26 protein-coding genes and 1 tRNA gene are annotated in these 26,010 nt (G+C 49.7%); 15 read left to right on the plus strand and 12 right to left on the minus strand.

Annotated elements, in window-relative coordinates; all coding sequences use genetic code 11:
- Positions 1–165: 165 nt before the first annotated feature.
- On the minus strand, positions 166–1,440 hold the full coding sequence (hemW, locus tag JOD20_RS07795; RefSeq protein WP_204754725.1) for a radical SAM family heme chaperone HemW: 1,275 nt from the start codon (positions 1,438–1,440) through the stop codon (positions 166–168).
- A gap of 305 nt (positions 1,441–1,745) precedes the next feature.
- On the opposite strand from hemW, the gene JOD20_RS07800 reads away from it, so the two are divergent.
- From JOD20_RS07800 to JOD20_RS07830, 7 genes are all read left to right on the plus strand, one after another.
- A complete protein-coding gene (locus JOD20_RS07800) occupies positions 1,746–3,677 on the plus strand; it encodes a SpoIIE family protein phosphatase (protein WP_204754726.1) in 1,932 nt (643 codons plus the stop codon).
- A gap of 471 nt (positions 3,678–4,148) precedes the next feature.
- The gene (locus JOD20_RS07805; protein WP_204754727.1) at positions 4,149–5,198 is read left to right on the plus strand and encodes an NAD(P)-dependent alcohol dehydrogenase; all 1,050 of its coding nucleotides are present in this window, start codon (positions 4,149–4,151) and stop codon (positions 5,196–5,198) included.
- 68 nt (positions 5,199–5,266) lie between these two features.
- On the plus strand, positions 5,267–6,475 hold the full coding sequence (locus tag JOD20_RS07810) for a winged helix-turn-helix domain-containing protein (RefSeq protein ID WP_204754728.1): 1,209 nt from the start codon (positions 5,267–5,269) through the stop codon (positions 6,473–6,475).
- A 3-nt stretch (positions 6,476–6,478) separates the two neighbouring features.
- The gene (locus JOD20_RS07815) at positions 6,479–6,946 is read left to right on the plus strand and encodes a GNAT family N-acetyltransferase (protein ID WP_204754729.1); all 468 of its coding nucleotides are present in this window, start codon (positions 6,479–6,481) and stop codon (positions 6,944–6,946) included.
- A 143-nt stretch (positions 6,947–7,089) separates the two neighbouring features.
- The gene (locus JOD20_RS07820) at positions 7,090–7,626 is read left to right on the plus strand and encodes a GNAT family N-acetyltransferase (protein WP_204754730.1); all 537 of its coding nucleotides are present in this window, start codon (positions 7,090–7,092) and stop codon (positions 7,624–7,626) included.
- A 209-nt stretch (positions 7,627–7,835) separates the two neighbouring features.
- Complete coding sequence (locus tag JOD20_RS07825) at positions 7,836–8,081, plus strand: hypothetical protein (protein ID WP_054533563.1); 246 nt, start codon at positions 7,836–7,838, stop codon at positions 8,079–8,081.
- A 116-nt stretch (positions 8,082–8,197) separates the two neighbouring features.
- Positions 8,198–8,689 carry an NUDIX domain-containing protein gene (locus JOD20_RS07830; protein WP_204754731.1) on the plus strand — a complete coding sequence of 164 codons (492 nt, stop codon included), beginning with the start codon at positions 8,198–8,200 and terminating at the stop codon, positions 8,687–8,689.
- 81 nt (positions 8,690–8,770) lie between these two features.
- Here JOD20_RS07830 and JOD20_RS07835 read toward each other — a convergent pair whose 3' ends face one another.
- The 5 genes from JOD20_RS07835 to JOD20_RS07855 all read right to left on the minus strand — a co-directional run bounded on the left by JOD20_RS07835 (position 8,771) and on the right by JOD20_RS07855 (position 12,079).
- The gene (locus JOD20_RS07835) at positions 8,771–9,061 is read right to left on the minus strand and encodes a hypothetical protein (RefSeq protein ID WP_204754732.1); all 291 of its coding nucleotides are present in this window, start codon (positions 9,059–9,061) and stop codon (positions 8,771–8,773) included.
- Positions 9,062–9,156: 95 nt separating this feature from the next.
- Entirely contained in the window at positions 9,157–9,714 is a 558-nt protein-coding gene (locus JOD20_RS07840) for a phosphoribosyltransferase (RefSeq protein ID WP_204754733.1), read from the minus strand.
- 73 nt (positions 9,715–9,787) lie between these two features.
- Positions 9,788–10,858, minus strand: a complete 1,071-nt coding sequence (locus JOD20_RS07845) for a class I fructose-bisphosphate aldolase (RefSeq protein WP_204754734.1) — start codon at positions 10,856–10,858, stop codon at positions 9,788–9,790.
- An 86-nt stretch (positions 10,859–10,944) separates the two neighbouring features.
- Positions 10,945–11,490 carry a DUF6886 family protein gene (locus JOD20_RS07850; protein WP_204754735.1) on the minus strand — a complete coding sequence of 182 codons (546 nt, stop codon included), beginning with the start codon at positions 11,488–11,490 and terminating at the stop codon, positions 10,945–10,947.
- Complete coding sequence (locus tag JOD20_RS07855; RefSeq protein ID WP_204754736.1) at positions 11,483–12,079, minus strand: GNAT family N-acetyltransferase; 597 nt, start codon at positions 12,077–12,079, stop codon at positions 11,483–11,485. The genes JOD20_RS07850 and JOD20_RS07855 overlap by 8 nt, the downstream gene beginning before the upstream one ends.
- A 281-nt stretch (positions 12,080–12,360) precedes the next feature.
- Between JOD20_RS07855 and JOD20_RS07860 the strand changes: the two genes are divergently transcribed.
- Positions 12,361–12,852, plus strand: a complete 492-nt coding sequence (locus JOD20_RS07860) for a response regulator transcription factor (RefSeq protein WP_204754737.1) — start codon at positions 12,361–12,363, stop codon at positions 12,850–12,852.
- Here JOD20_RS07860 and JOD20_RS07865 read toward each other — a convergent pair.
- The 4 genes from JOD20_RS07865 to JOD20_RS07880 form a co-directional block, all read right to left on the minus strand.
- A complete protein-coding gene (locus JOD20_RS07865; protein ID WP_204754738.1) occupies positions 12,774–14,114 on the minus strand; it encodes a sensor histidine kinase in 1,341 nt (446 codons plus the stop codon). The genes JOD20_RS07860 and JOD20_RS07865 overlap by 79 nt on opposite strands.
- Positions 14,115–14,175: 61 nt before the next feature.
- A complete protein-coding gene (locus JOD20_RS07870) occupies positions 14,176–15,198 on the minus strand; it encodes a polyprenyl synthetase family protein (protein WP_204754739.1) in 1,023 nt (340 codons plus the stop codon).
- A 680-nt stretch (positions 15,199–15,878) separates the two neighbouring features.
- Entirely contained in the window at positions 15,879–16,415 is a 537-nt protein-coding gene (locus JOD20_RS07875; protein WP_204754740.1) for a DUF1003 domain-containing protein, read from the minus strand.
- Positions 16,416–16,438: 23 nt separating this feature from the next.
- The gene (locus tag JOD20_RS07880) at positions 16,439–17,254 is read right to left on the minus strand and encodes an STAS domain-containing protein (protein ID WP_204754741.1); all 816 of its coding nucleotides are present in this window, start codon (positions 17,252–17,254) and stop codon (positions 16,439–16,441) included.
- A gap of 678 nt (positions 17,255–17,932) precedes the next feature.
- Here JOD20_RS07880 and JOD20_RS07885 point away from each other — a divergent pair.
- Entirely contained in the window at positions 17,933–18,445 is a 513-nt protein-coding gene (locus tag JOD20_RS07885; protein WP_204754742.1) for a hypothetical protein, read from the plus strand.
- On the opposite strand, the gene JOD20_RS07890 is transcribed toward JOD20_RS07885, so the two are convergent.
- Positions 18,442–19,464 (minus strand): DUF8189 domain-containing protein, encoded by a 1,023-nt coding sequence (locus JOD20_RS07890; protein WP_204754743.1) that lies wholly within the window; start codon positions 19,462–19,464, stop codon positions 18,442–18,444. The genes JOD20_RS07885 and JOD20_RS07890 overlap by 4 nt on opposite strands.
- A 119-nt stretch (positions 19,465–19,583) precedes the next feature.
- On the opposite strand from JOD20_RS07890, the gene JOD20_RS07895 reads away from it, so the two are divergent.
- Positions 19,584–20,177, plus strand: a complete 594-nt coding sequence (locus JOD20_RS07895; protein WP_204754744.1) for a TMEM175 family protein — start codon at positions 19,584–19,586, stop codon at positions 20,175–20,177.
- Here the strand turns inward: JOD20_RS07895 and JOD20_RS07900 are convergent, their stop codons facing one another.
- Positions 20,178–21,074, minus strand: a complete 897-nt coding sequence (locus tag JOD20_RS07900) for an SDR family NAD(P)-dependent oxidoreductase (RefSeq protein WP_204754745.1) — start codon at positions 21,072–21,074, stop codon at positions 20,178–20,180. It lies immediately after the preceding gene.
- 287 nt (positions 21,075–21,361) lie between these two features.
- Here JOD20_RS07900 and JOD20_RS07905 point away from each other — a divergent pair, with 287 nt between their 5' ends.
- The 5 genes from JOD20_RS07905 (at position 21,362) to metG (ending at position 25,995) form a co-directional block, all read left to right on the plus strand.
- Positions 21,362–22,363: an ABC transporter substrate-binding protein gene (locus JOD20_RS07905; RefSeq protein WP_239583770.1), complete on the plus strand. Its 1,002-nt coding sequence runs from the start codon at positions 21,362–21,364 to the stop codon at positions 22,361–22,363.
- 138 nt (positions 22,364–22,501) lie between these two features.
- A complete protein-coding gene (locus JOD20_RS07910; RefSeq protein ID WP_204754747.1) occupies positions 22,502–23,098 on the plus strand; it encodes a histidine phosphatase family protein in 597 nt (198 codons plus the stop codon).
- A gap of 616 nt (positions 23,099–23,714) precedes the next feature.
- Positions 23,715–23,789: transfer RNA gene (locus tag JOD20_RS07915), tRNA-Lys, on the plus strand.
- A 269-nt stretch (positions 23,790–24,058) separates the two neighbouring features.
- Positions 24,059–24,184, plus strand: a complete 126-nt coding sequence (locus JOD20_RS26710) for a hypothetical protein (protein WP_275580580.1) — start codon at positions 24,059–24,061, stop codon at positions 24,182–24,184.
- An 86-nt stretch (positions 24,185–24,270) separates the two neighbouring features.
- A complete protein-coding gene (gene metG, locus JOD20_RS07920) occupies positions 24,271–25,995 on the plus strand; it encodes a methionine--tRNA ligase (protein WP_204754748.1) in 1,725 nt (574 codons plus the stop codon).
- Positions 25,996–26,010: the final 15 nt, after the last annotated feature.

Below are 26,010 nucleotides of genomic sequence, written 5' to 3' on the forward strand. Positions count from 1 at the left end.
GATGGGCTAGTGGCTATCGGAACAGTTGTTGGTATTTCAAACCAATCTCCGCTAGCCACTAGCCCATAGCCTATAGCCTTACTGCGTGTCCTTCGTGCGCTTCGTGTCCTTCGTGGATCAATTAATTCCCTCATCCCTATGTTCTATGTTCTTTGCTCTATGTTCTTAATCGACCAAAAAGCGTTCGATGACTTGATTGCCGACCATGCGCCCGCGTGGCGTAAAGCGAATCGCATGTGTGGTTTGTTCGAGCATGCCTTGCTCCACTAGTTTATCAATCACTGGTTGATACTGCTCAAGCAAATCGTGGCCAGTGCGTTGCTGAAAATGGGCAAAGCCTAAGCCACAATTCAGCCGCAAGCCCATCATAATCGTTTCAAAATCGCGGTCGGTTGGCTCGCATGCTTGGGCATCAACCAACGGTGCTTGGCCGCGTTCAACCTGTTGGGCGAATGGCTCCAACACCCGTTGATCAACCCAGCGCCAGCCGCGCCAATGGCTATGGGCACCAGCACCAACGCCCAAGTAATCGGCGTTGAGCCAATAGGCGACGTTATGGCGCGAGGCATAGGCTGGCAAGCGTTCGCTTGGATTGAACTGTGGGCTTTTGGTTTTGGCCCAATTAGAAATCTCATAATGGCCATAGCCTGCTGCACCCAAAATCTCCATCGCCGCCTCATACATTTCGCCAGTTGCATCATCGTTGGGGATGCTCACGCGGCCAGCGGTCACTTGAGCTGCTAGTGGCGTGCTTGGCTCGACAATTAGCGAATACAGCGCAAAATGTTCGGTATCCCAGCTCACAATTTCTTTGAGCATCGATCGCCATTGGCCAATATCTTGGCCCGGCAAGCCAAACATAAAATCAAGATTGATATTCTCAAAGCCAACGTTACGCGCTGCCTGATACGAAGCAAAGGCCTCGCTGGCGGTATGAATTCGGCCCAATATGCGCAAGGTTGGGTCGTGCAAGGTTTGGACACCCATGCTTAAGCGATTGATGCCCATCGAACGCATCGCCCGCAAATACTCATGATCAAGCACCGTGCCTGGGTTGGCCTCGCTAGTAACTTCTGCTTGCTCAAGCGGAATAATTCGGCCAACGGTTTGCATCAGTTGTTCAAGCAAGGGCAAGGGCAATGCGGTTGGCGTGCCGCCGCCCAAAAATACGGTGGCTGGCAAATCGGCCTGTTGTAACGGCCCCGTGAGATCATGTAGCTCATATTTGGCCCAAGGAATTGCTTGGGTTGCTGTTTTCGGCCACGTTGGGTCAACGCTGGTTTCGCCGCTGGCCATGCGTTCGAGGTGCAAGCAGAGGGCATCAACATAGCGCTGCATAAAATCTTCGCGATTGGCAAAGGTGTTGAAATCGCAATAGGCACAGCGGGTTTGGCAAAATGGTATATGAATGTAGAGATGTTTTAAATCGTGTGTTGTCATGGCAGTATTGTAGTGCGATTTGAGCCTTTGCGCCATTATAGGCTATAGGCTTTTGGCTATCGGGGCGAAAAGCACGAAGCGTGAAACCGCGAAGAGCGCGAAGAGGAACGAGGCTCAGGGCTATAGGCCTTGGGCTATCGGAACAATTATTGACTACCAACGTTCTTTCCTCCCTCATAATTCATCCTTCATCCTTTCGCTATGTTCTCTGTTCTTCTTGGCCCAATCCCTAACCCTTGACCCCTAAACTCTATTTACTGCTACAATGGGGCCGATGCGCAAGCTAGCTCTGGTGCGCGAGGTTTATGGTGCGGCGCTTAATTAAACGTAGCTTAGTTGCCCGCTTAGTGGCAATGTTTTGTTTGGTAGCCACCCTCGCTGTAAGCCTTTTAGGCTTGACGGCCTATTGGCTTGGCCGCCGGGTGATCGAGCAATCGGTGATTGAACGGCTGAGCATTGCAACCTCGCTCAAAGAGCAAGAAATCGAGCGCTGGGTCGATGATCAGCGCAAAGAGGTGCAATTGTTGGCGGGCTTGCCTTTGGTGCGCAGCAACGCGAGTATGCTTGCTAACGCCAAACTGGTCAGCCCCGAAGCCAACAGCGCCTACGATACGCTTTCGACCTACCTGCGCTCGGTCGTGAAAAATCAGACCAAATTCGACGAAATTTTTGTGCTCAATCAAGTTGGGCGAGTTATTTTCTCAACCGATCCACTTCACGAAGGCACGATTATTACTGATCTTCAATATACTAATGTCGCCCAATTTGGCTTATATATTGAAAATATCTACCCCAACGATGCAGATATTCCCACGATGACGATTGCTAGCCCGCTCTTTGACCGTGATAACAATGTGTATGCAATTTTGGCTGCGAACGTTAATTTATCGCGGCTTGATGATATTTTGGTTCAACGAGTTGGTTTAGGCCGCAGCAGCGAAACCTATTTGGTCGATAGTAAGCAACGCTTTGTTTCAAGCAAACGCTTTGGCCGGCCTGGCATGCCAATCGTCGTCGATTCATATGGCATTCAGCAAGCGCTGGCGCGCCAAAACGGGGTTGCCAAATATCAAAATTACGCTGGCGAGGCGGTGGTTGGTGTCTACCATTGGCTCGAAGGCCGCGATTTGATTTTGTTGAGCGAAGTTAGCCAAGCTGAGGCCTTTGCTCCTGCCCGCGAGCTGAGTATTGTGATTTTTACAATTGGCCTGGTTTTAGAGGGCTTGGCGCTGTTGGCAGTTTTTGCCTTGATGCGGCAAGTCGTTGTGCCTGTGGCTCAATTAACCGAGGCTGCGGTTCAAGTTGCTGAGGGCAATTTGCAACAAGCAGATTTGCCCGCACGTGATGATGAATTGGGCTTGTTGATTCGTAGTTTTACCCGGATGACCAAGCAGCTGCGCGCCAACCGCGAGCAACTTGAAGACCAAGTTGCGTTGCGCACCAACGAATTGCGCCTAGCCTATCAACAATTGGTGCAACTGACTGATCAACTTCAAGAGAAGAACGATTATTTGCAGCAAGGGCTTAAATTGGCCCACGATATTCAAATTGGCTTGCTCTCGCAGCTTCCGCCGTGGAACCCAGATCTGTTGCGTGCCAATGCCTATTCGTTGCCTTCAGCAGAAGTTGGCGGCGATTTCTATAGCTTTGTCGATCTTGGTAATGGTCGGGTTGGCATGGCGATTGGCGACATTTCGGGCAAGGGCGTTGGCGCAGCCCTGATGATGGCGCTAGTTTCAAGCACCTTGGAAGAACGTGCCCGCGAAGGAAGTTCACCAGCTGTTTTGCTGCAAACCCTCAATACGTTGTTGATCGAACGGCTCAAAGCTAATCGTATGAATGCGGCGGTAATGTATGCGGTCTATGATCAAGCTTCTGCAAGCTTGCAGATTGCCAATGCTGGCATGGTTATGCCCTATTTGCTCCGTGCTGGCAATCTGACTGAAATTGAGGTTGTTGGCTTGCCAATCGGCTCGCGCCACGATGTTCGCTATCAAGAAGCAAGCATTCAGCTCAAGCCTGATGATCACGTGGTTTTTGTCAGCGATGGCGTGGTCGAAGCGCGTAATCCCGCTAACCAAATGCTCGGCTTTGAGTTGCTCACAACGATGTTGGCTGGCTATAGACATTGGCCAGCAATCGAACCATACCACGAACATTTATTCAAGCAAATTAGCAATTTTATGGCTGAGCGCCCGCCCGTCGATGATATTACGATTTTGTGGCTGCAAAAGTGAGAATTGGGGATTGGTTGTTGGGGGTCGAAACCACGAAGCACGCGAAGATCGATCCACGAAGAGCACGAAGGACACGAAGGTAATGTGGCTCTAGGCTATGAGCGTTTGGCTATTGGAATTCATTGCAAATGCCAATAGGTGTTCCGATAGCCCAAAGCCTTCAGCCAATAGCCCATCACTCTCTGCGCCTCTGCGTTAAGAGACTGATCCACGAAGCAAACAAAGAATGTTTTTTCGCCACAGATTCCACAGATTGGCTTAGATTTATAGTCCCAAAAGCCCATAGCCAAGAGCCTATAGCCTGATCCCCAATCCCCGACCCCTGTTCCCCACATTCTTTGTTCTCATTTTGACTTTTGACTTTTGATTTCTGACTTAACCTTTCATCCCTCATCCTTCATCCTTAGGCCAGATGCACAATCGGCGTTTTTTGGGTAAACTGCACATATGTTTTGTTGTAGGAGGAAGCCCATGCTAACGACTCAAGCCTATGCTGCATTTAACCACGATGCCCCGTTTGCCCCCTTCGAATTCGAGCGCCGCGATCTAACGCCCACTGATGTTCAAATTGAGATTTTATATTGTGGCATTTGCCATTCCGATTTGCATCAAGCGCGTAGCGAATGGGATGGCACTGTCTACCCAATTGTGCCTGGCCACGAAATTGTTGGCCGCGTGGTGGCTGTTGGCTCTGAGGTACGCAAATTTCAGGTTGGCGATTCGGTTGGCGTAGGCTGTATGGTCGATTCATGTGGCCAATGTGCCGATTGCCACGATCAGCAAGAGCAATTTTGCCCCAAAACCACTTATACCTACAATAGCCCCGATGCGCACACCGGCGGCGTGACCTATGGCGGCTATTCAAGCCAAATTGTGGTTACTGAGAATTTTGTGCTGCGCATCGCCGAGCATTTGGATTTGGCGCGGGTTGCGCCATTGCTCTGCGCTGGCATCACCACCTACTCGCCATTGCGCCATTGGAATGTGCAGCCAGGCCAGAAAGTTGGCGTAGTTGGCTTAGGCGGCCTTGGTCATATCGGGGTCAAAATTGCCAAAGCTATGGGCGCTGAAGTTGTGCTCTTCACCACTTCGGCCCATAAAGCAGCCGATGCCGAGCGCTTGGGCGCATCGGTAGTTATCTCCAAAGATCCAGCTGCAATGCGCAGCCAACGTAATAGCTTTGATTTTATCCTCAACACCGTTTCAGCTTCACATAATCTCGATGATTATTTGAGCCTCTTGAAACGCGATGGGACGCTCTGCCTCGTGGGCGTGCCCGAGAATCCTCACCCAACTCCAAATTATCCTAACCTGATTTTTCGCCGCCGTCAGTTATCTGGCTCGTTGATTGGTGGCATCGCCGAAACCCAAGCGATGCTTGATTTTTGCGCCGAACATAATATTTTGGCCGATATTGAGCTGATTGGCGTGCAACAGATCGACCAAGCCTACGACCGTATGCTCAAAAGTGATGTTAAATATCGCTTTGTGATCGACCTTGCTAGCTTGAAAGCCGAATAATCAGTTGCTTGTTGCCAACAGTTGCACCTAAAAACTGCGGCTGTTGGCGCTTGGATTAAGGATCATTCATGACACCCACCATCTCGCTTGATCAAGCCCGCGCAATTGCGATTGCTGCCCAAGGCTTAGATCGCCGTCCAAATGTTGTTGATCACGCAACCTTGCACGAAACCATCAAGCGCATGCAAATTGTCCAAATCGATACCATCAATGTTGTGGCGCGTGCGCCCTACTTTGTGCTCTGGAGCCGTTTGGGCAATTATGATCCAGATTGGTTTGATCAATTGCAGTTTCCGGCGGGCCAATTATTTGAATATTGGGCGCATGCGGCCTCATTTTTGCCAATCGAATTATTTCCGTTGCTGCGTCCGGCGATGTTGCGCTATACCACCCATGGCTGGCCCAAGGCGCGGCAGTGGCTCGAAGAACATAAAGCGGTTGTTGATCTCGTACTTGCGACGATTCGTGAGCGTGGCCCGTTGCGCTCGGCGCATTTTGAAGCGCCTGTTGATCACGCCGGCGGCGGCTGGTGGAATTGGAAGCCTGCCAAATCGGCGCTCGACTTGTTGTGGAGTATGGGCGAGTTGATGATTATCCGTCGCGAAAAATTCCAGCGCGTCTATGAATTGACCGAGCGGGTTATGCCAAACTGGGATGATCGCGACACACCAAGCTTCGAGGATGCAGCCGAGCAGCTCAGCGAGCGCGGCTTGCGCGCAATGGGCATTGCCACCGAGCGCCATCTGCCCGATTACTTTCGCCAAAAGCGCCCAGGCATCAAAGAACGTCTGCAAACATGGGCCGCAACAGGCAAAGCAATCGAGGTCAAGGTCGAAGGCTGGAGCGCGCCAGCCTATATCCACCATGAACAACGTCATTTGCTGGAGCAAACGCCCACGCCCAGCCTCACCACCATGCTTTCGCCGTTTGATAACCTGATTTGGGATCGCCAGCGCACCATGGATTTTTGGCAATTTGATTATAAAATTGAATGCTATACGCCAGCACCCAAGCGGCGTTATGGCTACTTCACCTTGCCAATTCTCTGGAAGGATCAGGTGATTGGGCGGATTGATGCCAAGGCTGAACGCAGCGCAGGAATTTTTCGCGTCCATGCCTTGCATTTGGAGCCAAACATCACGCCCAGCGCAGCTTTGTACGACGATTTGGCTGTGATGCTGCGCGATTGTGCCAACTGGCATCGCACGCCAACGATCAGCATCACCATGAGCGACCCGCCGCAGGTTGCCGCTGAAGTTCAAGCGTGCGTGGCTTAAGCTATGCAACCCATTCAACTGCGGCCAATTTTGGTCGAGCACCAAGCCGACTTAGCAGCGTTGCTCGCCGAATATCTGGCTGAACTTGATCCGACCTCAGGCCCAGCGTATCCCTATTTGGCGAGCTACTGGGAAGATCCTGAGCGCGTGCCATTGTGGATTGTGCAAGCTGAGCAGCGAATTGGCTTTGTGCTGTTGAATCGCTATGCCTTGTTGCCCCAAACCAGCTTGGCGATTGCTGAATTTTACGTTGAGCCAACTGCTCGTCGTCAAGGTGCTGCACGCCAAACCGCATGGCTCTTGTTTGATCGTTTTCCGGCGACGTGGGAAATTCGCTGCATGGCCAGTAATTCGGCGGGCCTTGCTTTTTGGCAAACCACGCTCGATCAGTATCTTGGCCATACCTGCCCAGCCTTAGATGGTACGACTTATGGCTGGGATGGAACGATTTGGAGTTTTGGGAGCCGCTAAAAAGCGTCGTTGCTGGTATACTGATAGGTCATTCCAATCTGGAATGGCCTATTTTGTGCTGAATGCTGCACCATCCACATGCTGGATGAACTCAGTAGAATCAATGACGATTATTTGCAGGCATAAAGGATATCGTACCCACTATGAAGATTGATTTTGAAATTCGCCCGGCACAGGCAGATGAAGAATGGGCAGTTGCCCACTTGTTTGAAGCCTTACACCACTATAACACATTGCTTGATCCCTACTTTGGCTTAGCCGAAGACTGGCATGAACTCTTACATGATTTTTTAGTCAACCAAGTGCTGGATACAAGTGGCATAACGATGCTGGCATGGCATGGCAGCGTGCCAATTGGCCTATTGATCGTCACTGGTCAACAAGATTCAGCCTTATTTAAACGCCGACGTTGGGCCGAGTTACTGGCATTGTATGTTGAGCAAGAGTATCGTAGCCAAGGCGTGGCGCAAAGCTTGCTTAAGCTAGCCCAAGCATGGGCAAGCAAGCAAGGGTATCAGCGCATCCAGTTGTATGTAACTGCGAGCAATCATCGCGCCAAACGCTTCTATCAAGCGCAAGGCTGGCAATGTGTGCAAGAAATTTGGCGCTTAGGCCTCGATCAATCCCAGCAACCAGATGATTTTGCCGATCAGTTGATCATGTGTTCGAGTAATGAATGAGCATAAGCGAAATTGAGTAAAAATTAGGCTTGATGAAGCTGGATATATAGCTATACTACCAAGAGGTGAGAAAGTACTACCTATAGATCACCCTAATCTAGGATCAAAGGGCTTGAAATCTTGGGCAAAGCTTGCTACACTGCGTCGTTACAATCGCCAAAACATCTGTCCTATACCACATGGGTGATTCTACCCAAAGGAGGTTCGGCATGGCCGTTGATTCGAGTGCCTTTATTGTAGTACCAGTGGAAGCGACCGTCCCGGTTTTATGGCGAGCAATGCGGAGCATTCGCACCAGCCTCAATATTACTAGGATCTATTGGCATCCAGATGAACATGTTCGTGATGGCTGTCATTTTCGGTTAGAAGTGCCTGTTGCCCAACTTCACGATCCCGCTACCGCCCGTGGGCGCATTCAGTCGATTTTGGTTGACCATGGAGCAGCCTTATTGTAATGAAGCATAGAACACGATGGGCGATTGGACAGCGTATCAATGGCGATACGCTGTTGTTTTTTTAGGGTGGCTCGTTTAAGCTAGCCCAAGCATAACTATCTGATGAGGGATTTTGCATGCCAGCATTTCAGCATTGTCATTGGTGTGGGGCAGCGTTCGATGAGCCGCAAGGCTTTCCGCGCAAATGTAGCGTTTGTGGCAATTCAACCTATCGCAACCCAATTCCGGTCAGCGTTATTTTAGTGCCCGTTGATGGCGGCTTGTTGACGGTGCGGCGTGCAATCGAGCCGCGCAAAGGCCAATTAGCCTTGCCTGGTGGCTTTGTCAATTTCGATGAGAGTTGGCAGGCAGCAGGTGTGCGTGAGGTATTCGAGGAAACCAATATTCAGCTTGCGGTGCAAAGCATTCGCGATTGGTGGACGCGCAGCACACCCGATGGCATGATTTTGATTTTTGGTTTGGCCGAGCCGATTAGTCGTGCCGCGGTTCCAACTAATTTTGATCGCAGCGAAACCGAAGAATTAGTTGTGATCGATCGCCCGCAAGTATTGGCGTTTCCGTTGCACAACGAGGCAATGCAGGCCTATTTTGAGCGCTTGCAAGCTTGAACTTGGCAATATAGTGGCTGCTTCCAATAATGCCAGAAGCAGCCAGTTTTCATAATCAATTGAGGGTTGAATTGCCAACGCTTAGCGTTGCATCGTCAGTTGGTATGGCCCCAAAAGATAGCTGGGAATTTCAAGTGGTTGGCTTGTGGCGGCTGCCTGAATGCCGCTAGCTCCATGATCAATGATTTGATAAAACGCGACGTTGGCCGCTGTATAGTGAAGGCGAAGCGTGAATGTCTGAGCGGCTTGGTGTGCCTCAATCGTCTGTGCTTGGGCTTGCTCTACCCCAGCCAACGATTGCGCAGTTAACAGCGCAACCACCAGCAGCATCGTAAAGCAAATGCTTAAACTACTAACAACCAATGCCCGCATAGATGCGTGTCCTTAAAAAAGTTAACGATTATGCTGCAATGTAGTAGATTTTGTTGCATTTGCCTATAGTGCAACAGTCCTACTTTGCTATAGTTTCACTGCGAATCAGGCGCTTGCTCATCATCATCTTGGGCGCGAATTGCCGCTGTATATTCAGGGTGTTGCACAAAGTGCCCATCCTGCAAAATTTCGCTATCCCATGGGTTCATAATTAGTTGATCGGAGAGTAGGCCAACATAATCGGGCCGTGGGCTAGCCCACGTATGCGCATACAAGGCAGCAGTTTTGACATCAGCAGCACCCATATCGCGCACAACCAAGCCTGCAACCAACAGCGTTTGGCCCGAATCAGCCATCTCATCGACAATCAGCACCCGCCGATTGCGCACTTTTGCTGGTGGCTTGACCAACCACGATGGATCGCGGCGCACAACTTGATCTTCAAAGCGCCTGGTTAAGCGAATTGGGTAGAGTTCGCGGCGCAAGGCGTAGGAAAGCAAGGTCGCTGGAAATAAGCCGCCGCGCGCAATCCCCAAGATCAATTCTGGTCCCCATGGGGCAATTTGCATGGCTAGTTGGCGAGTTATTTCCTCGAACCGCTGCCAACTAATCGGGTCAACGCCGCGCCGGATGCGATAATCATACGATGCCATAAAGTGTGCTCCATTGAAAAACGAGCGCATAGCGTGGCTATGCACTCGCTCGATTTGGCTGATTCGACGTGGCTTAGGCGATGGTAACGTCTTCGCACAAGTACACATCTTGGATGGCTTGCAACAAGGCTGCACCTTCGGCGATTGGGCGTTGGAAGGCTTTGCGGCCTGAGATCAAGCCTGCGCCACCACCACGCTTGTTGATGACGGCGGTGCGCACTGCTTCAGCGGTATCGCTTTCGCCGCTCGATGCACCACCTGAGTTGATCAAGCTAGCGCGGCCCATATAGCAGTTGGCAACTTGATAGCGCACCAAATCGATTGGGTGATCGCTAGTCAATTCGCTATAGATGCGCTTGTCGGTTTTGCCATATGGGTTGTCTTTTGAGGTAACTGCATTGTAGCCGCCGTTGTTTTCAGGCAATTTTTGCTTGATAATGTCGGCTTCGAGCGTTACACCCAAGTGGTTGGCTTGGCCGGTCAAGTCTGCTGAAACGTGGAAGTCGGTGGTGTCGTTTTTGAAGGCGTTGTTGCGCAAGTAGCACCACAAAATTGTGGCCATGCCCAATTCATGGGCCATTTTGAAGGCTTGAGCAACTTCAACAATTTGGCGGCCCGATTCTGCTGAGCCAAAGTAGATCGTTGCGCCAACTGCTACCGCGCCCATTTCGTGAGCTTCTTTGATCGTGCCAAACAAGATTTGGTCGAACTTGTTGGGATATGACAAAAATTCGTTGTGGTTGATTTTGACCACAAACGGAATCTTGTGAGCATATTTACGGGCAACTGCGCCCAATACACCAAAGGTTGAGGCAACGGCGTTACAGCCACCTTCGATGCCAAGTTTTACAATATTTTCTGGGTCGAAATAGGCAGGGTTGGGAGCAAATGAAGCACCAGCTGAGTGTTCGATGCCTTGGTCGACTGGCAAAATTGAAAGATAGCCAGTGTTGGCCAAGCGGCCTGTGCCATAGAGGCTTTGCAAGCTGCGCAATACTGGAATACTGCGATCTGAGGCCGTCCAGACCCGATCAACAAAATCTGGCCCTGGTTGATGGATCAAATCTTTGCTAATCGTTTTCGATTGATGTTCTAAGAGTGACGATGCTTCATCGCCTAATAATGCTGCAATACGGTCAATCATTGAGAATGCTCCTTATGGCTGACAACGCGCCCATTATAGCATGCCGCGCGCACCCACTGGGGTGAGGAAACACTACCCATAGTGACCTATTCGCTACTAGGCTGGGCATTGCGCATACGAATCATTGAAAATTGCAATGTCGATTGCGCTACCGCCTGCTGCAAGCGCCATAAATTTGGCATAATGCGCAATTCAACCCCCAAGCCCACCAGTTGCCCCAATAAATCGTCAATCGAATGCAACGCTTGAGGTGTAACCGTGCTTAAACTAATCCAATAGCCAGCCGCCGCATCGGATTGCTCAAAATAAGCCTGTGAAAATTGATAGGCATACAGTGTGGTTGCCCGAATCCGTTCGAGCCAAGCCTGCTCAACTGCAATAATTGTGGCGGCAGTGCTCAGCCCGAAGAAGCGGGCTTGATCGGCTGCGCTGGTGTGCTGATCGCAGCGAATACAGATTCGTGGGCAATCACGTGGCAACAAATAGTTGACCACATGACTGCCTTGGATTGCCCAAACTAAATCTGGATGTTCAGCTTGGCGCGGATGCGGACGTGGCGTAAATTGACTAATCGTGGCATCTTCGCTGAGATGATAGAGCGCCTCAGATTGGGGCTGCCACAATTTAGCCATGGTTTGCTCCAGGCACGAGCATGCTCATGGCACTCAGATCAATGTCATCGCGCACAATATCCATCAAAATTTCGTCGTAGCGTTGATTGCCCAAGGGAATTGCGCCGCGTACCCGACCGACCTCGCGAAAGCCAGCTCGTTCGTAGGCGCGGCCAGCCCGCGCATTGTAGCCGTAATACCAAAGCTTGATATTGTATAAATTGAGGAAGAAAAAGCCATATTCGGCGATCAAGCGCACAGCCTCGGTGCCATAGCCTTTGCTGCGTTGGTTTGATTCGCCAATCATAATGCCCAGCGCTGCGCTTTGCCGGCGATGATTAATTTCAAACAAACTAATATTACCAATCGGCTGGTGGGTTTCTTTGATATGAATTGCGAAGGTAAGCCGTTCGGCATTTTGCTTCGAAGCTTGTTGATACCAGGCTTCTTCATCTTCAAGCGTGGCTGCAAAGCCGATTGCACCCAAATTGGCGGTCATGCCAAGGTCGCTAAACCACCGCACATACAGCGGCAAATGCTCATGGCGCAGGGTCGCAAAATAAATCTGTTGGCCCGTCACGACTGGATAAACTGGATTTTCACTGCTCATAACGACCCTTCTACAAGGCTGCAATTGTGATTATTGATTATAGGCCTTGCAGGCGCGCAAACATCGGTTTTGCGACTGAGTTTTGGCTCAGCCTCAAAGCCTTGCATTGCCAGCGTTTGGGCGTTTTCAGCCAGTTTGAAGGTTCAGACTATTGATGGTAGTTTTTGTAATTGAATCACAGTATAATCAAGCGAACAACCCACATCGTAGCTACGTATCGTGCTTGAAAAGCATGGATTGACCTTGCAACGCTGATAAAAAAGCTCTGAAAGGAACCCAAAATGCAACTGCCAAATCAACCGTATGTGGTAATTGTTGACGATCAGCCAGCCGCAGCCTTGGGCTTGCAAGCAGCGATTGCCGACCAACAACTAAGCTTATTACGCAACCTTAGTTATAGTTGCGATCGGGTAGGTTCGGTGGGCGATCTCGAACGCCAATTAGGCTTGTACCCGCCGCAAAGTATTCGTTTGATGGTGGTCGATTATGCGATGGTTGGGCGCACGCCGCTGCACATTATTTATCGCCTGCGCACCAGCCGCAGCTTGCACCCAGCCTTACACCACGAAGCCTTGCTGCTTGGCTGGAGCGCCTATGAAGATGTTGATTCGCTGTTTCGTTCGGTCGGCTTCGATGGGTTTATTAGCAAGCATTTAGACCAACGCGACGTTGCCCAAGCGATCGAATGGATGTATCAGCAACGTTTGCATGGCGCTGGCTGGACGAGCGTTGGTTTGCCTGTGCCATGGGCTACGTCATCGTTAATTGCTTGAATGCATGGCAGGGCGAGGCTCGTACATGCGCCGCCATGGGCGTGATTTTCAAAGCTGACCGAGCCTTGATGTAAGCGTGCAACTTGCATAATTAATGCTAAGCCCAAGCCGTTGCCGCCGAGCTTGCCGCTCCAGCCAAGCACCGCCGGAATTTGATTGCTGGCGAGGCGTTGCAGCAGTTCTTTGGGGTAGCCTGTGCCATGGTCGCTAATCGTAATAATCACCATCGCCTGCTTAACGCTGCATTCAAGTTTAATTTGCTGCTCGCTGATCAGGCTGGCTTCGATGGAATTTTGAATAATCGTGCGCAACGCCAAGCTCAGAAACAAATCATTGCCTTTGATCAAGATGGGCGTTTGGTTGCAGCCCGCTAGCTGCAAATAGTTTTGATCAAACTGATGGGCAGTGCGCACTTCATTGACGATTTTATGCAACAGCTCGGCTACATTCAGCGTTTGCAGTTGTTGTGGTTGCAACACGCCTTCGCGGGTCAAGATTAATAATTGGCTGGTTAATTGCTTAAGCTGGTGGGTTGTGGTTTGTAATGCTGCCAAGGCTTCGCTGCTGCTAATGCCTGCATTCTGCTGGGGCGCATTGGCCAAAAAGCGCTCGAACATTGGCACCAAGCCTTCTAGGCCGCTGCTATAGCCGCGCAGTTCGTGCTGAAAAAAGCGAATAAATTGGCGTGCTTGTTGTTCTTGTTCCAGCTGGGCTTCGGCCTGCACCTGAATTTGAGTGGCACGGCTAGCCGAGCTGCGCAATTGCCACATCGTTAAAAATAAAAGCAAGTTGAAGACAATCACCGCTGGATTGATTAAACTCCAGCCTGCTGGATGCAAGATGCTGGCGATCACCAGAAAAAGCGGATAGCTGAAGATTGGCCATAAACGCCCAGTTGTAATAATTGTCAGCAAGATCGGCACGGTGATTAAGATAACCGCTGCGCTTTCTAGCTCAACAATACTCAGCGCAATTAAACAGGTTGAGGTCATGCTGAGCACGATTAACCAGCGTGGCCAAGCCAACTGTGGGCGGCGATAGACCAACCAACCAAGCCAAAACAGATACAGCGCCAGGCTAAAATCGATCCAAATTAAGCTCTTTGAGGTATTGTGATCGAGGCCAGCTAGCCCCAAACTGCCCACGCCAACGCTAAAACAGGCAATTAACCATGTAACCCACGGCAATGGATCAAGTTCTTGGCCAATGCGTTGATAGACGTTAAGCCATGATCGGAATAGGTTGCCCCATACATCCTTCATGATTGCTCCACTGATAGCTGTGGCTACCGATTGTTGGCGATCAGTGGTTAGGCCATGCTGCTTAGGCTACTTGGGTTTGGGCAAGGCCAATACCACTGAGGCGCGCCATAAATGTGCAAATCACGTCACGCATCCACGATTGCAAGGCTGGCGGCGTTTGTTCTTCGCACGCTATCGCAATCTGGTTCAAGCGATCAAGGGTTGTGGCTAATCCTGCTTCAAGCACATGCTGGTTAAGTTGCTGGAGCGTTGGCTGGTGGGTATCGTTTAACAAGGCTTGTTTTTTGCGCCAAAGCTGGTTAATAAAGCTTGCTAACTGGAGATTATTATCACACGCATCAGCAAGCGGAGCAATAACCCGACCGCGCTGGAGATCGCATCCTTCGCCAAATTGAGCTCGTTGTTCTAAAAGGCCCACCACATCATCAATATCTTGCATTATTTGGGCAAAGAAATAGGCTGGAGTTGTAGGAAAGAACGGTTGGCGATGGTACATTAGCGCCAAATTGAGCGCAAATTCGGTCGCAATTTGGCCTTGACGATAACGATGGTGCATCCATTCGTCCCAATCTGTTTGCTCAGGGTAGCTATGCTCAACTTCCCAAATTTGCAGCGCACCTAATTCACGCAAAAAGTTCATGGTTGGCTGAACCAAGCGCGGGTCGATTTGAACTGCTAATTCAGCAACGGTGGCGGTGAGGATGGTGGCAATTGGCGTAGCCTGAGTTACGCCAAAACGCGCTGGAACTGTTGCCCGTTCCGAACGTCGACTGGCAATATCAACTGTATCATCCATCACCGCCACTGCTTCCATGGTTAACATAATCACTGGTAATGCGCGTTGATGGGCTGGCGTAATGCCGCCTAATTGCTCAGCCAAACTCAAATAGAGCAAGGGCAGCAAAATAAACGATGGCTGTGGATTATCCACGACCACATAATCCCAAACATGTTGCAAAGGAGCTGGGATATTGAGCTGGTTGAGCAAACGCCGCGCGCCTTGCAAGTGCGGAGCGAAGCTGGCTTGAGAACGTTGGAAGATGCCTTGGAACTTTTGTGGGAAACGGATCGTGGTGTCTGACATACAAACCTCGCGCAATCGCTGAAGGTTCGCGAGTTACGGTGTACGATTGTAATGCTGCTGCTCACCGAACCAATTAAGTAATTTAGGATCTTTATTCTTTATTAACAATGCAGTTAATACAATCGCTCAAAACGTTCACGTTTTGTCGTACTTCTGTAAGGAGATATTTAGTACTTCTAGTCAAGTACTTTTATCCTTGAGAAAACCAAAAGAGACTAGGCTTTGGCCTAGTCATTGTTTGGGACGTGCCGAATGGTTAATTGACATTTGAGCGGAAAGTACTGAAGTTAACAGGCAGAAATGTGCAACAAACAATTAATTTTATTATTTTGCTATGCAGCGTGGCAACAGACAGGGAAATGTATTTTAAAATAGATATTAATATTTATTAATAATTAATATTTACTCACTCGTGATTATTTTGCATAAATAATGACATTGTACTGCTGAATAGGCTTGATTGAAATGGTTGGGAGCTGCATAGGCCAATTGATGGCCTAAGTGCAGGCCAATTGATAATAAAAGCATACACAGACCAACCAACAAAAGATTCCCTTGGCGTTGCGATTTTCTGAGTGTTGCGTCCATCTGCTTGCTCCTAGGGTTCAACTGTGGCCTTTTAGGCTTGATAGTAGCAGTATGGCAAGCCAACATAACCGGAAAGTTAACGAGTAGCCCGCTTATTCAGTGCGCTTGCGCAAAATTTGGTTGAGCAACTGAATTTGCTCCTGTTGTAATTGCACCAGTTCGCGCCATTGCGCGTCGCGTAAATCATCGATTTTATTATGCAGACGTTGAATTTCCAATTCGGCCTTGAGGTTAATTTCGTAATCATGGGTTGCATCAAGCCGATCTTTGGCCGCCTGCCTGCTTTGCGACATCATAATAATTGGGGCTTGCAGCGCCGCGACGCTCGATAACACCAAGTTAAGCAAAATAAACGGATAGGGATCAAATGGCTTGGCCAGAAAAAGCCCGTTGATTAGCATCCAAGCCAATAAGGCTGCCGAGAAGCCAATTAAAAAAGGCCATGAGCCGCCAAAGGACGCAACCTTATCGGCAACCCGATCGCCAAAGCTTTGGGCTTGCTCAAATTGATGATTGGTATTTTTGCTAATCGTTGGGTGTTCGATAAAATGCTTAATTAGTTCGCGTTCACGTTCGGCGAGTGCGTTCAATGCTGCATTTTGATCGGGATCAGGCATGTGGTCGCCCATACGTGTGTTTCCTGCATGATTGGCTATAAAGACCGAATTGCAAAGCCACTGCAAGCCAGCGCATATTCTAGGCCTGCTTGGAGATTGGCGCGGGTGATAATTTCGCTCAAATCGATGCCCAAATGCACCATGGTTTGGGCAATTTCGCTGCGAATCCCCACAATAATCACTTGCGCACCAAGCAATCTGGCTGCATTAACTGTTTTAAGCAGATGATGTGCCACGCCAGTATCAATCAATGGCACGCCAGTCAGATCGAGAATAACCATCTGGGCCTTGAGATTGGTAATCTCTTCAAGCAGGCGCTCGATCATCTGCTGAGCACGGCTGCTATCAATGACCCCAATCAGCGGAACTGCCAAAATGTGTTTGTAGACGGGAATAATTGGCAAGGCCAGTTCGCTCAAAATTGCTTGTTGGCGGTCAAGTTGGCCAATTCGTGCTCGATCGTAGCCGCGATATAAACCAGCCAGCCCCGATTGAATGACTTTTAGTGCTTGGCGCAACAGGGCAAGCTTATCGCTTGGCTGATCGAATTTCTCCATCAACATCTCAACGCCACGTTGATGCCAAAGCAAAACTAATTGCTCAAAATCGTCGATTGGCAAGCCTTGCATGGCGCGTTGATAGGCACCTTCTTCGAGGTGGGTGCGGTAAAAATGTGGCTCTGGTTCATCCAAATCTAAGCCAAAGGCGTGGACAGTAATCAGCACCCGTTGGGTTAATTGCTGTTTCGTCAGCGGAATTTTGCGATAGCCTGGAATTTCCACTAATGCCCGATCAACTAATTGATGGCTCATGGATTCTTCCATGGCGATAAAAACACTTCCGAAGGACATAGTAGTTGCTCCTAACCCACATGATCGCTGGTGGTAATGAGCGTAGTGTTTTAGTAGGATGTGGCATTCGATAATACCATACAACCGTGGGCTAGCGTGCAATTTCAGCCAAGCTGGATTACACTAAAGGCTTGAACTCAATTAAATTGCGCCGAATTGCTGCACGTGGTTTGGAGTCGCTCGCCGCATGCATTGGCTGAATCTATGGCGTAGCTTCCTGCTAACAATAAAGAGATTCAACACTTGACAAATGGTGCTGATTTTGCTATAGTCATGTCAAACCTTCTCCTCTCTCTTCTCTCCCACAAGCGGCTCCATTTTGCGAGCCGTTTGTGGTTTTAGGCGTTTAATTGCTGTTACTGCGGGTGAGCCTCTCTGCACCCCCTGTGTGATCGATCAAACCGCAACTGATGAGAAAAATTGCCTGATTTGATCGATTAGTAGTAATCCTTTTGGTAAGGCTGAGCCAATACACTAGCACATGTCGGGAACCCAACCAAGACTAGTACTTAGGGATGTGATATGCCAAATATCCCCCCAAAAGGTTAGCATCCAAGGATTAACCCTTTGGCGTATGGTTGGCACTGAGACTATTAAGCCAGAGCTATGTTCATTCCCGCATGGTCATAGCATTCACGCGACCTCCTGAACCGTTGTACTACCTAAAGGAGCACCACGATGATTCTTGCACTTGATATTTCAGCCGCCAATTTGGGGATGGTTGTCTTCGAGCGCGCAACAGCCCGCGTTGTTGAACATGCCCATTTTGACCTTGATGCCCGTCGTTGTACTCCCAAGCAACGAATTATCCTCGCAGTTCAATCATGCCAACAATGGTTACGGGATTACCCGAAATTGGTTGAATGTGTGATTAACGCCCCAGTGCCCAAAACTCATCCTGCTGATTTGATTGCCTGCCAACGGATTGTCGGGGCGCTCATTGGGGTCATTTATGGTACTGGCCTGCCAGTAACCGAAATCTCGCTGGCAACCGCCAAGCGCCAATTGATTGGCCATCAATACACCGATCGCACTAGCCTCATGCAGGCTGCTGCCATGTATTTTGATACAGGCTACAGCGAATACGAAGCTAGTGCCTTGGCCTTGATTGTGGGCTACAATCAAGAATTGTTCAAACGCAACAAGCAACAAGTGGCCGATATGCGTCATTTTGCCTTGCTTAAGGCTTAATTGGGTTTTTGAGCGATGGGGATAAAGATTTGAAGATCTTGCGGGCGACCATCGTCGATCCAACTTGTCCACGCACTTGTCGCATCATTGCGAAACGTTCGATAGAGTTTGCCATTGCTTGCATTGGCAATCACCATTGTTCCAGTATCAAGATAATGGGCAATCGCAACCCCAGTGGCGGCTGAAGGCAATTCTGCCAGCTGACTAAAACTACTCCATCCGCCACTATCCCACGTGCGAACCCAAACAGCGCCAGCGCTATCGCTAAATGCACAGCTTAGGGCATTGCTCGCTTGGCGATGACAGCTTGTCTGATGCAACAAACTCGGGCTTGGATTGCCATCATCAACCCAATCGAACCACGTTCCGCCTTCGTAGAAGCGGCGATAGGCATGGCCATTGCTGCCGATTGCATAAACTATAACATTATCTACGCCATAATTGGCCGCAGCCAAGCCTTTGAACGCACCGCTACTGATAAAAGCTCCAAGGTCGCTCCAGGCTTCCCAACTCGTGCCATTCCAAGTTCTTTGCCATAAATGGTTGTCACTCGTGCGGGCAAAGCACTGCATAGTGGTTGCTGAAGCCGAAGTACAGCTTGTTTCGTAAATATCGGCTGTGCCAGGCCCGCCAAGGCTCATCCAACTACTCCAACTTGTACCATTCCAACTGCGTTGATACAGATTAATGAAATTGCCTTGCTTGCCACTGACAAAAATATCGAGGGTTGTGCTATTGCGAGCAATCGCGCTTACGCCGCCACTTGGGTCGAGGCTGAATTGGCTTAATCCTAAGCCCTGCCAATTGCCCCAGCCTGCACTACTTTGCCACGAACGCTGCCAAACTTGCTGATCGTCGCCAAGCACAAAACAATCGATTCGTTCGCTACTTGGGGTGGCACAACTAATCGAGCCACTTGGCGCAATCGCTACATCGTGTGGGCTTGCAGCGCTTGGTGTAAGTGGCAAGAACATTAATCCACCGATCGATGCTCCAATTAATAGCCATCGTGCAATCATCGTCAATCCTCCTAAAAACCAATATCAATCAATTGATTGCTAGCATAGCGATTTGGGGCTTGACACAATATGCCAAAAATTGTCAAATAGGAGCGGTTCCAACAAGATCAGGAGTGTGTATGAAGACCCAGCGCTTAGAAGCGTTTAGTGACGGCGTGCTCGCAATTATTTTGACGATTATGGTGTTGGAGTTGAAAATTCCCCATGGGGACACCTGGGCGGATATTAAGCCCTTAGTGCCGATTTTGCTGTCCTACATCTTGAGTTTCGTCTACATCGGAATTTATTGGAATAACCATCACCATATGTTGCATGTGACCACCCGCACGACTGGAGCAATGTTGTGGGCCAATTTACACTTGCTGTTTTGGCTCTCGCTGATTCCGTTCACCACTGGCTGGATGGGGGAAAACCACTTTGCCGCAATTCCAACAGCGGCCTATGGGTTTGTGATGTTGGGTTCGGGGGTTGCCTACTGGATTTTGCAGCGCACGATTATTCGCAGCCAAGGCTCCAACTCTGCGCTTGCCAAGCTGATTGGACGCGATCTTAAAGGCAAACTTTCGCCATTGCTGTATACGTTGGCAATTGCGGGGGCGTTTATTCATCCAGCTATCGCCGGCTTTTTATATGTGGTAGTAGCGGCGATCTGGTTGTTGCCAGACCGCCGGATCGAGTTGCATCTCGCTGAGATTGAGCAGGCAGAAGCTTAATTAACTAGCAACCGCCTGGCTGCGCAAGAGCATTGGCTCCATATTCATCACACTAATTAACCCTGCTTGGAGTGGCTCAAGCTGTTGATTCAGCTCGTTGAGGCCTTGCGAGCCTGTTCCCATGCTATATTTGCGTGGGCGCAGCTCGCTGGGCAAGCCCAAAATTTCGTGAATTTTATTGCCAACATCAACCGGATTATCGGCATGTTCAAGCCCCGTTACAATGCCAGTGCTGATCGCTTGGGCATATTGACCAGCCACGCCGTATGCTGCATTCAAGTTTTGATTGGCGGCGGTCATGATATTAGCACCAAAATTGGTCGAATACCCACCTAATTGTAAAATCACGCTATCGATGCCAAGCGCGGTCAGTTCGTAGGCCATGGCGTGGGCCAAATTTTCTTCAGCGGCTTTGCTTGCCCCATAGGCTGCCAACAAGGGCACAACGATTTGGGTACTGGTACTAGAGATTGTAATTAAGAGACCAGCTTGTTGCTGACGCATCAAAGGCAACACAGCTTTGGTAACCCGAAACGCCCCAAAAACATTAATTTCAAATAATTGCTGCACTTGCTCAATCGTACAGGCCTCTGCCAAGCCCGCCAAGCCAGCGCCTGCATTGTTGATCAAACAATCGAGCCGACCAGCTTTGGCCTGAATTGTGGCCAGCGCTTGATCGACTGAGGCTTGATTGGTTACATCAAGCTCGATTGGCTCGATGGTTAAGCCGCGCTGGCTGGCAAAATCGCGTAATTCTTGCGCTGCTTGAGCATTTTTTGCATTAATTCCCCGCATCGAGGCGAAAACCGTATGCCCATGTTGGGCCAAAGTTTCAACAATTGCCCGACCTAACCCACTGTTGCTACCAGTAACTAAAATTGTTTGCGCGGAAGTCATAAAAAATCCTTTCTATTTGTGTACACGCTAAACTAGCTATATAGATTAATTTGCCAGATAGAGAGAGCACTGTAGCAGCGAAATCTGACACTTTTTTGTGGAGCGTACAAAATTGCGCGCTGAGCGGGGTATACGCCTAGCGCTTGCTTAGGACTTATAGACCTTGACAAGGGCTTTTGGCGTGCTGATAATGGCATATCAGCTAATCGCGGAAATCGTATTGCTATTATTTCTTTTGTTCATGGAGGTTGCCCATGGTTAAGCGTTTACCCCATCGAGGAGCTAGGTTGCGTCGATTAAGCTATTTCAATGTCGTCTTGCTGCTGCTTCTCGCTGCTTGTAGCACCGGCCAAGCAACCCCTACCCCAGCCCCAAAAGATTCGGTTAAGCTTCAGCTCAACTGGGTCTACGATTATTCTTCGGCAGGCTTTTTTGCAGCTGAAAAGAATGGGCGCTTTAGCGAACAAAATTTGAATGTCGAGTTGATTGCTGGTGGTTTTAATGATCAGGGCTATATCGATGGTACTGAACAAGTCAGTAGCGGCGCTGCTGATTTTGGGGTGGCCAGCGCCGATAGCGTGATTCAAGCTCGCGCCAATGGTAAGTCGGTCGTTGGGATTGGCGTGCTAACCCAAAATAGCCCGCTGGCGATTCTTTCGCTGCCAGCTGCCAATATTCGCACCCCCCAAGATTTGGTGGGCAAAAAAGTTTTGGTTTCGGAAGGCGGCGCAACCCAACTCTACAACACCTTGCTGACCGCTCAAGGCATTGATTTAGCGAGTGCTAAGCCCTTGCCGCGCTTCGATTCGGGGATTGATCAACTGATCAAAGGCGAGATTGATGCCTTGGTTGCTTGGAACATCAACGAAGCAATTGAATTGAGCGAACGTGGCTCGCCACCGTCAATCATGTTGTTCAGCGATTATGGGATCAATAGCTACGAATTGGTGCTGATTACGACTGAGAAAATGGCAACCGAAAATCCCGATCTGGTTACGCGCTTTCTTAAGGCGACGTTTAAAGGCTGGAATGATGTCATTGCCAATCCTAATCAGGCTGTTGATTATGTGGTCAGCTACGATTCGAAGCTCAACCGCGATGCCCAACTGCGGCGTTTGAACGAACTAACTAAATTGGTCAAGCCTGCGAATACCAAAGTTGGCGATATGCGGCCTGACCTGTGGTCGTTTACCCATCAGATGTTGCAAACCCAAGGCGCGCTCGATGGCCCAATTGAGTTGGGTCGTGCCTACTCAACCTTGTTCCTTGATGTGATTCCTGATCGCTAGAACCCAAATCTGGCTCAAACCCCCGATCGAACGTACAGCGATCGGGGGTTTTGCGTTGAGCAACGTATCAGCTGATTATCATTAATCACCAGTTTGCATTTGATTATGCTTAGCTTCTTGATCGATCAAGGAGATTTGATGGCTACGCGAACGATTTATTTAGTGCGGCATGGACAATATCAGAATCAAGCGCTTGCATCGGCCATGCCCGACGGTAGCTTGAGTGAATTGGGCCAGCAACAAGCCCAAGCGTTGGCTGCGCGCCTCGCATCGTTACCAATTACGCAAATTTTGCATAGCCCAAGCATTCGTGCCCGTGAAACTGCCACTTGGATTCAGCAACAGCACCCGCAGCTGCAACTTCAACCAGAGCCACTGTTGCTCGAATTGATTCCATCGATTCCAAGCGAATCAGCCTTGTCGGAAACCACCAAAGCTTTTTTTGCTCAAATCGAGCCACCGTTAATTGAAGCTGGCGCGGCCCAGTTTGCTGAGCTTTGGCAACGCTATTTTGGCCCAGCCCAAACTGATGATCATATATTGCTCGTCAGCCATGGTAATTTGATTAGTGCTGTGGTGGCGGCAATTTTTGGCGCAGCCAGTACCCATTGGATTAATGCTGATATTCAACATTGCGGCTTAACCGAATTAACAATTACCGAGCAAGGCTGGCGACGCTTGATTCGCCATGGCGATGTTGGCCATTTACCATTGGCTCAACAGACATTTGTTTAAAGAAGTCAGAAGGCAGAAGGCAGAAGGCAAAAGGCAGAAGGCAGAAGGCAAAAAGAAGAACAGAGAACATATGGCTCTAGGCTATGGGCTATAGGCTTTTGGGACTATAAATCTAAGCTAATCTGTGGAATCGGTGGCCAAAAAACATTCTTCGTGATCTTCGTGGAGCAAACTTTTAACGCAGAGGCGCAGAGGAACGATGGCTTTGGCTATTGGCTAACGGAACATGCTTCGTGAAATTCGTGGAATTCGTGGCGAAAAACGTGTGGCTATGGGCTGTTGACTTTTGGCTTTTGGAACAATGAATCTGAGCTAATCTGTGGAATCTGTGGCCAAAAAACATTCTTCGTGATCTTCGTGGAGCAAACTTTTAACGCAGAGGCGCAGAGGAACGATAGCTTTGGCTATTGGCTATTGGGTCTGCTAAAACATAATCATACAAATCTGTGTCAATCTGTGGCTAAAAATCGTGCTTCGCGAGCTTCGTGCGCTTCGCGGTTTACGTCGTTTGCAATCTTGGTTGGTTTCATAAACTTGCCCCTGAATCCTAGCCCCTGAACCCTTGGTTACAATTTGACAAAAAAGCCCTGAATCGGTATACTTGGAGACGCTGTTTGGGCCGGTAGCTCAATGGTCGAGCATCTGACTCTTAATCAGCTGGTTGTGGGTTCGAGTCCCACCCGGCTCACCAAACACCAAGGACGTAGCATGAACGTTACGTCCTTTTTTTATGCCTAATGCAACCTCATCGCGTATTTCTACTAAGCGCACGTTTTGCCACAGCTTTACCATGATTCCTATAGCCCATAACCAATAACTCTGATCCCTCGGTTTTGATTTTTGACTTCTGACTTTTGACCTTCATCCCTCATCCTTCATCCTTTATAGCTCTACTCCCCTAGGCCTATACGCCCAACCAGCCAGTGTGGTACAATGGGGCCACGTAGGCGAGGTAACTCAATGCAACTATTGCAACGCACAGCCAAAACTTCCCCAGAAGCGGCGCAAGCAGCAGCCGATTTTTGGCTATGGGCTGGGATTCGCCTTACCGCTGGCGGCTTCATGGCGGGCCTCCCCGCCAACTAGAAGATGCGCCCACCTCGTTGATTCACGCAACCGGGCGACTTGCGCTCGGTTTTTTGTTGCCCTCGGTTTGTTTTAAGGATGTGTGTATGTCAAAAAATATTTTAGTGGCGGTAGCCTGGCCGTATGCCTCAGGCGCACGTCACCTTGGCCATGTTGCAGGCTTTGGCGTGCCCAGTGATGTTTTTGCCCGCTATCAACGCTTGGTCGGCAATAATGTCTTGATGGTTAGCGGTACCGACGATCATGGCACGCCAATCACTGTGCGCGCTGATCGCGAGGGCAAAACACCCCGCGAAGTAACCGATTTCTACAATGCAGAAATTCGCAACAACTTGCGCGATTTGGGTTTGTCGTATGATTTATTTACCCGCACATCGACCGAAAATCATTACCAAATAACTCAAGCGTTTTTCACCCGCTTGCAGGAAAATGGCTATATTTTTGCCAAAGAAATGATTGGCACCTATAGCGAAGCCGACAATCGCTTTTTGCCCGACCGCTACGTCGAAGGCACATGCCCACATTGTGGCTACACCAAGGCTCGTGGCGATCAATGCGATAACTGTGGCAAGCAGCTTGATCCAGTCGATTTGATTGAGCCACGCTCGACCTTGAGCGGTGCAACCCCAGTGTTTAAGCCAACCAAACACTTTTTCTTGGATCTGCCAGCCTTTGTTGAGCGCTTGCGCGAATGGATTTCAAGCCAAGAACATTGGCGGCCAAATGTAAAACGCTTTTCGCTGGGCTTGCTCGAAGAAGTGCCAGCCCGCGCAATTACTCGCGACTTGACCTGGGGCGTGCCAATTCCAGTCGAGGGCGACGAATTCGATGGCAAGCGGATTTACGTTTGGTTTGATGCGGTGATTGGCTATCTTTCGGCAGCGGTTGAATGGGCGACCAAGGTTGGGCGGCCTGAGGCTTGGCGCGAGTGGTGGCTGAACCCAGAGGCCCGGCATTACTACTTTATGGGCAAAGACAACATTGTGTTTCATAGCGTGATTTGGCCTGCTATGCTGATTGGCCATGGTGAGCTTGAATTGCCCTACGAAGTGGTCAGCAGCGAATTTTTGACCTTGGCAGGCGGCGAAAAAATCTCATCATCACGTGCCGAAGGCAATAGCATTCCGTTTGTTGGCGAATTTTTGGCCCAGTATGATCCCGATCCATTGCGCTATTTCTTGGTGATTGCTGGCCCCGAAACCTCGGATACCGAGTGGTCGCTGAGCGAATTTATTCGCCGCAACAACGAAGAATTGGTCGCAACGTGGGGCAATCTGGTCAATCGGGTGCTTTCTATCACTCACAAGAATTTTGGCCATGTGCCAACGCCACAAGCCTTGACCGCCGAAGATGAAGCCGCTTTGGCAACTGTGCGCAACGCTTTTGAAACCGTTGGCAAGGAATTGGAATTGGCTCATTTCAAAGCAGCCTTGATTGCGACGATGGCAGCGGCACGTTCGGTCAACGAATATTTGGCCAGCCAAGAACCATGGAAAGTGCTCAAAACTGATCGTGAGCGCGGCGGCACGATTTTGTATGTTGCCTTGCAAGCAATCAATAATTTGCGCACCTTGTTCACGCCATTTTTGCCGTTCACCAGCCAAAAATTGCATGAACTCTTGGGCAACGAAGGCTATTTGGCTGGGCCATTGCTGTTTGAGGAACGGCAAGAAAGCCAACATAGCCACGCAGTGCTGACCTGCGAACCAAGCACATGGGTTGGTCGCTGGGAATGGAGCGATCTGCCAGCAGGCCGCGAGTTGGCAGCGCCAAGCGTGCTGTTCAAAAAGCTCGAATTACCAACCGAGTAGGATCGTATAGAACAA

The organism is Herpetosiphon giganteus, assembly GCF_016907925.1.
Classification (GTDB): domain Bacteria; phylum Chloroflexota; class Chloroflexia; order Chloroflexales; family Herpetosiphonaceae; genus Herpetosiphon; species Herpetosiphon giganteus.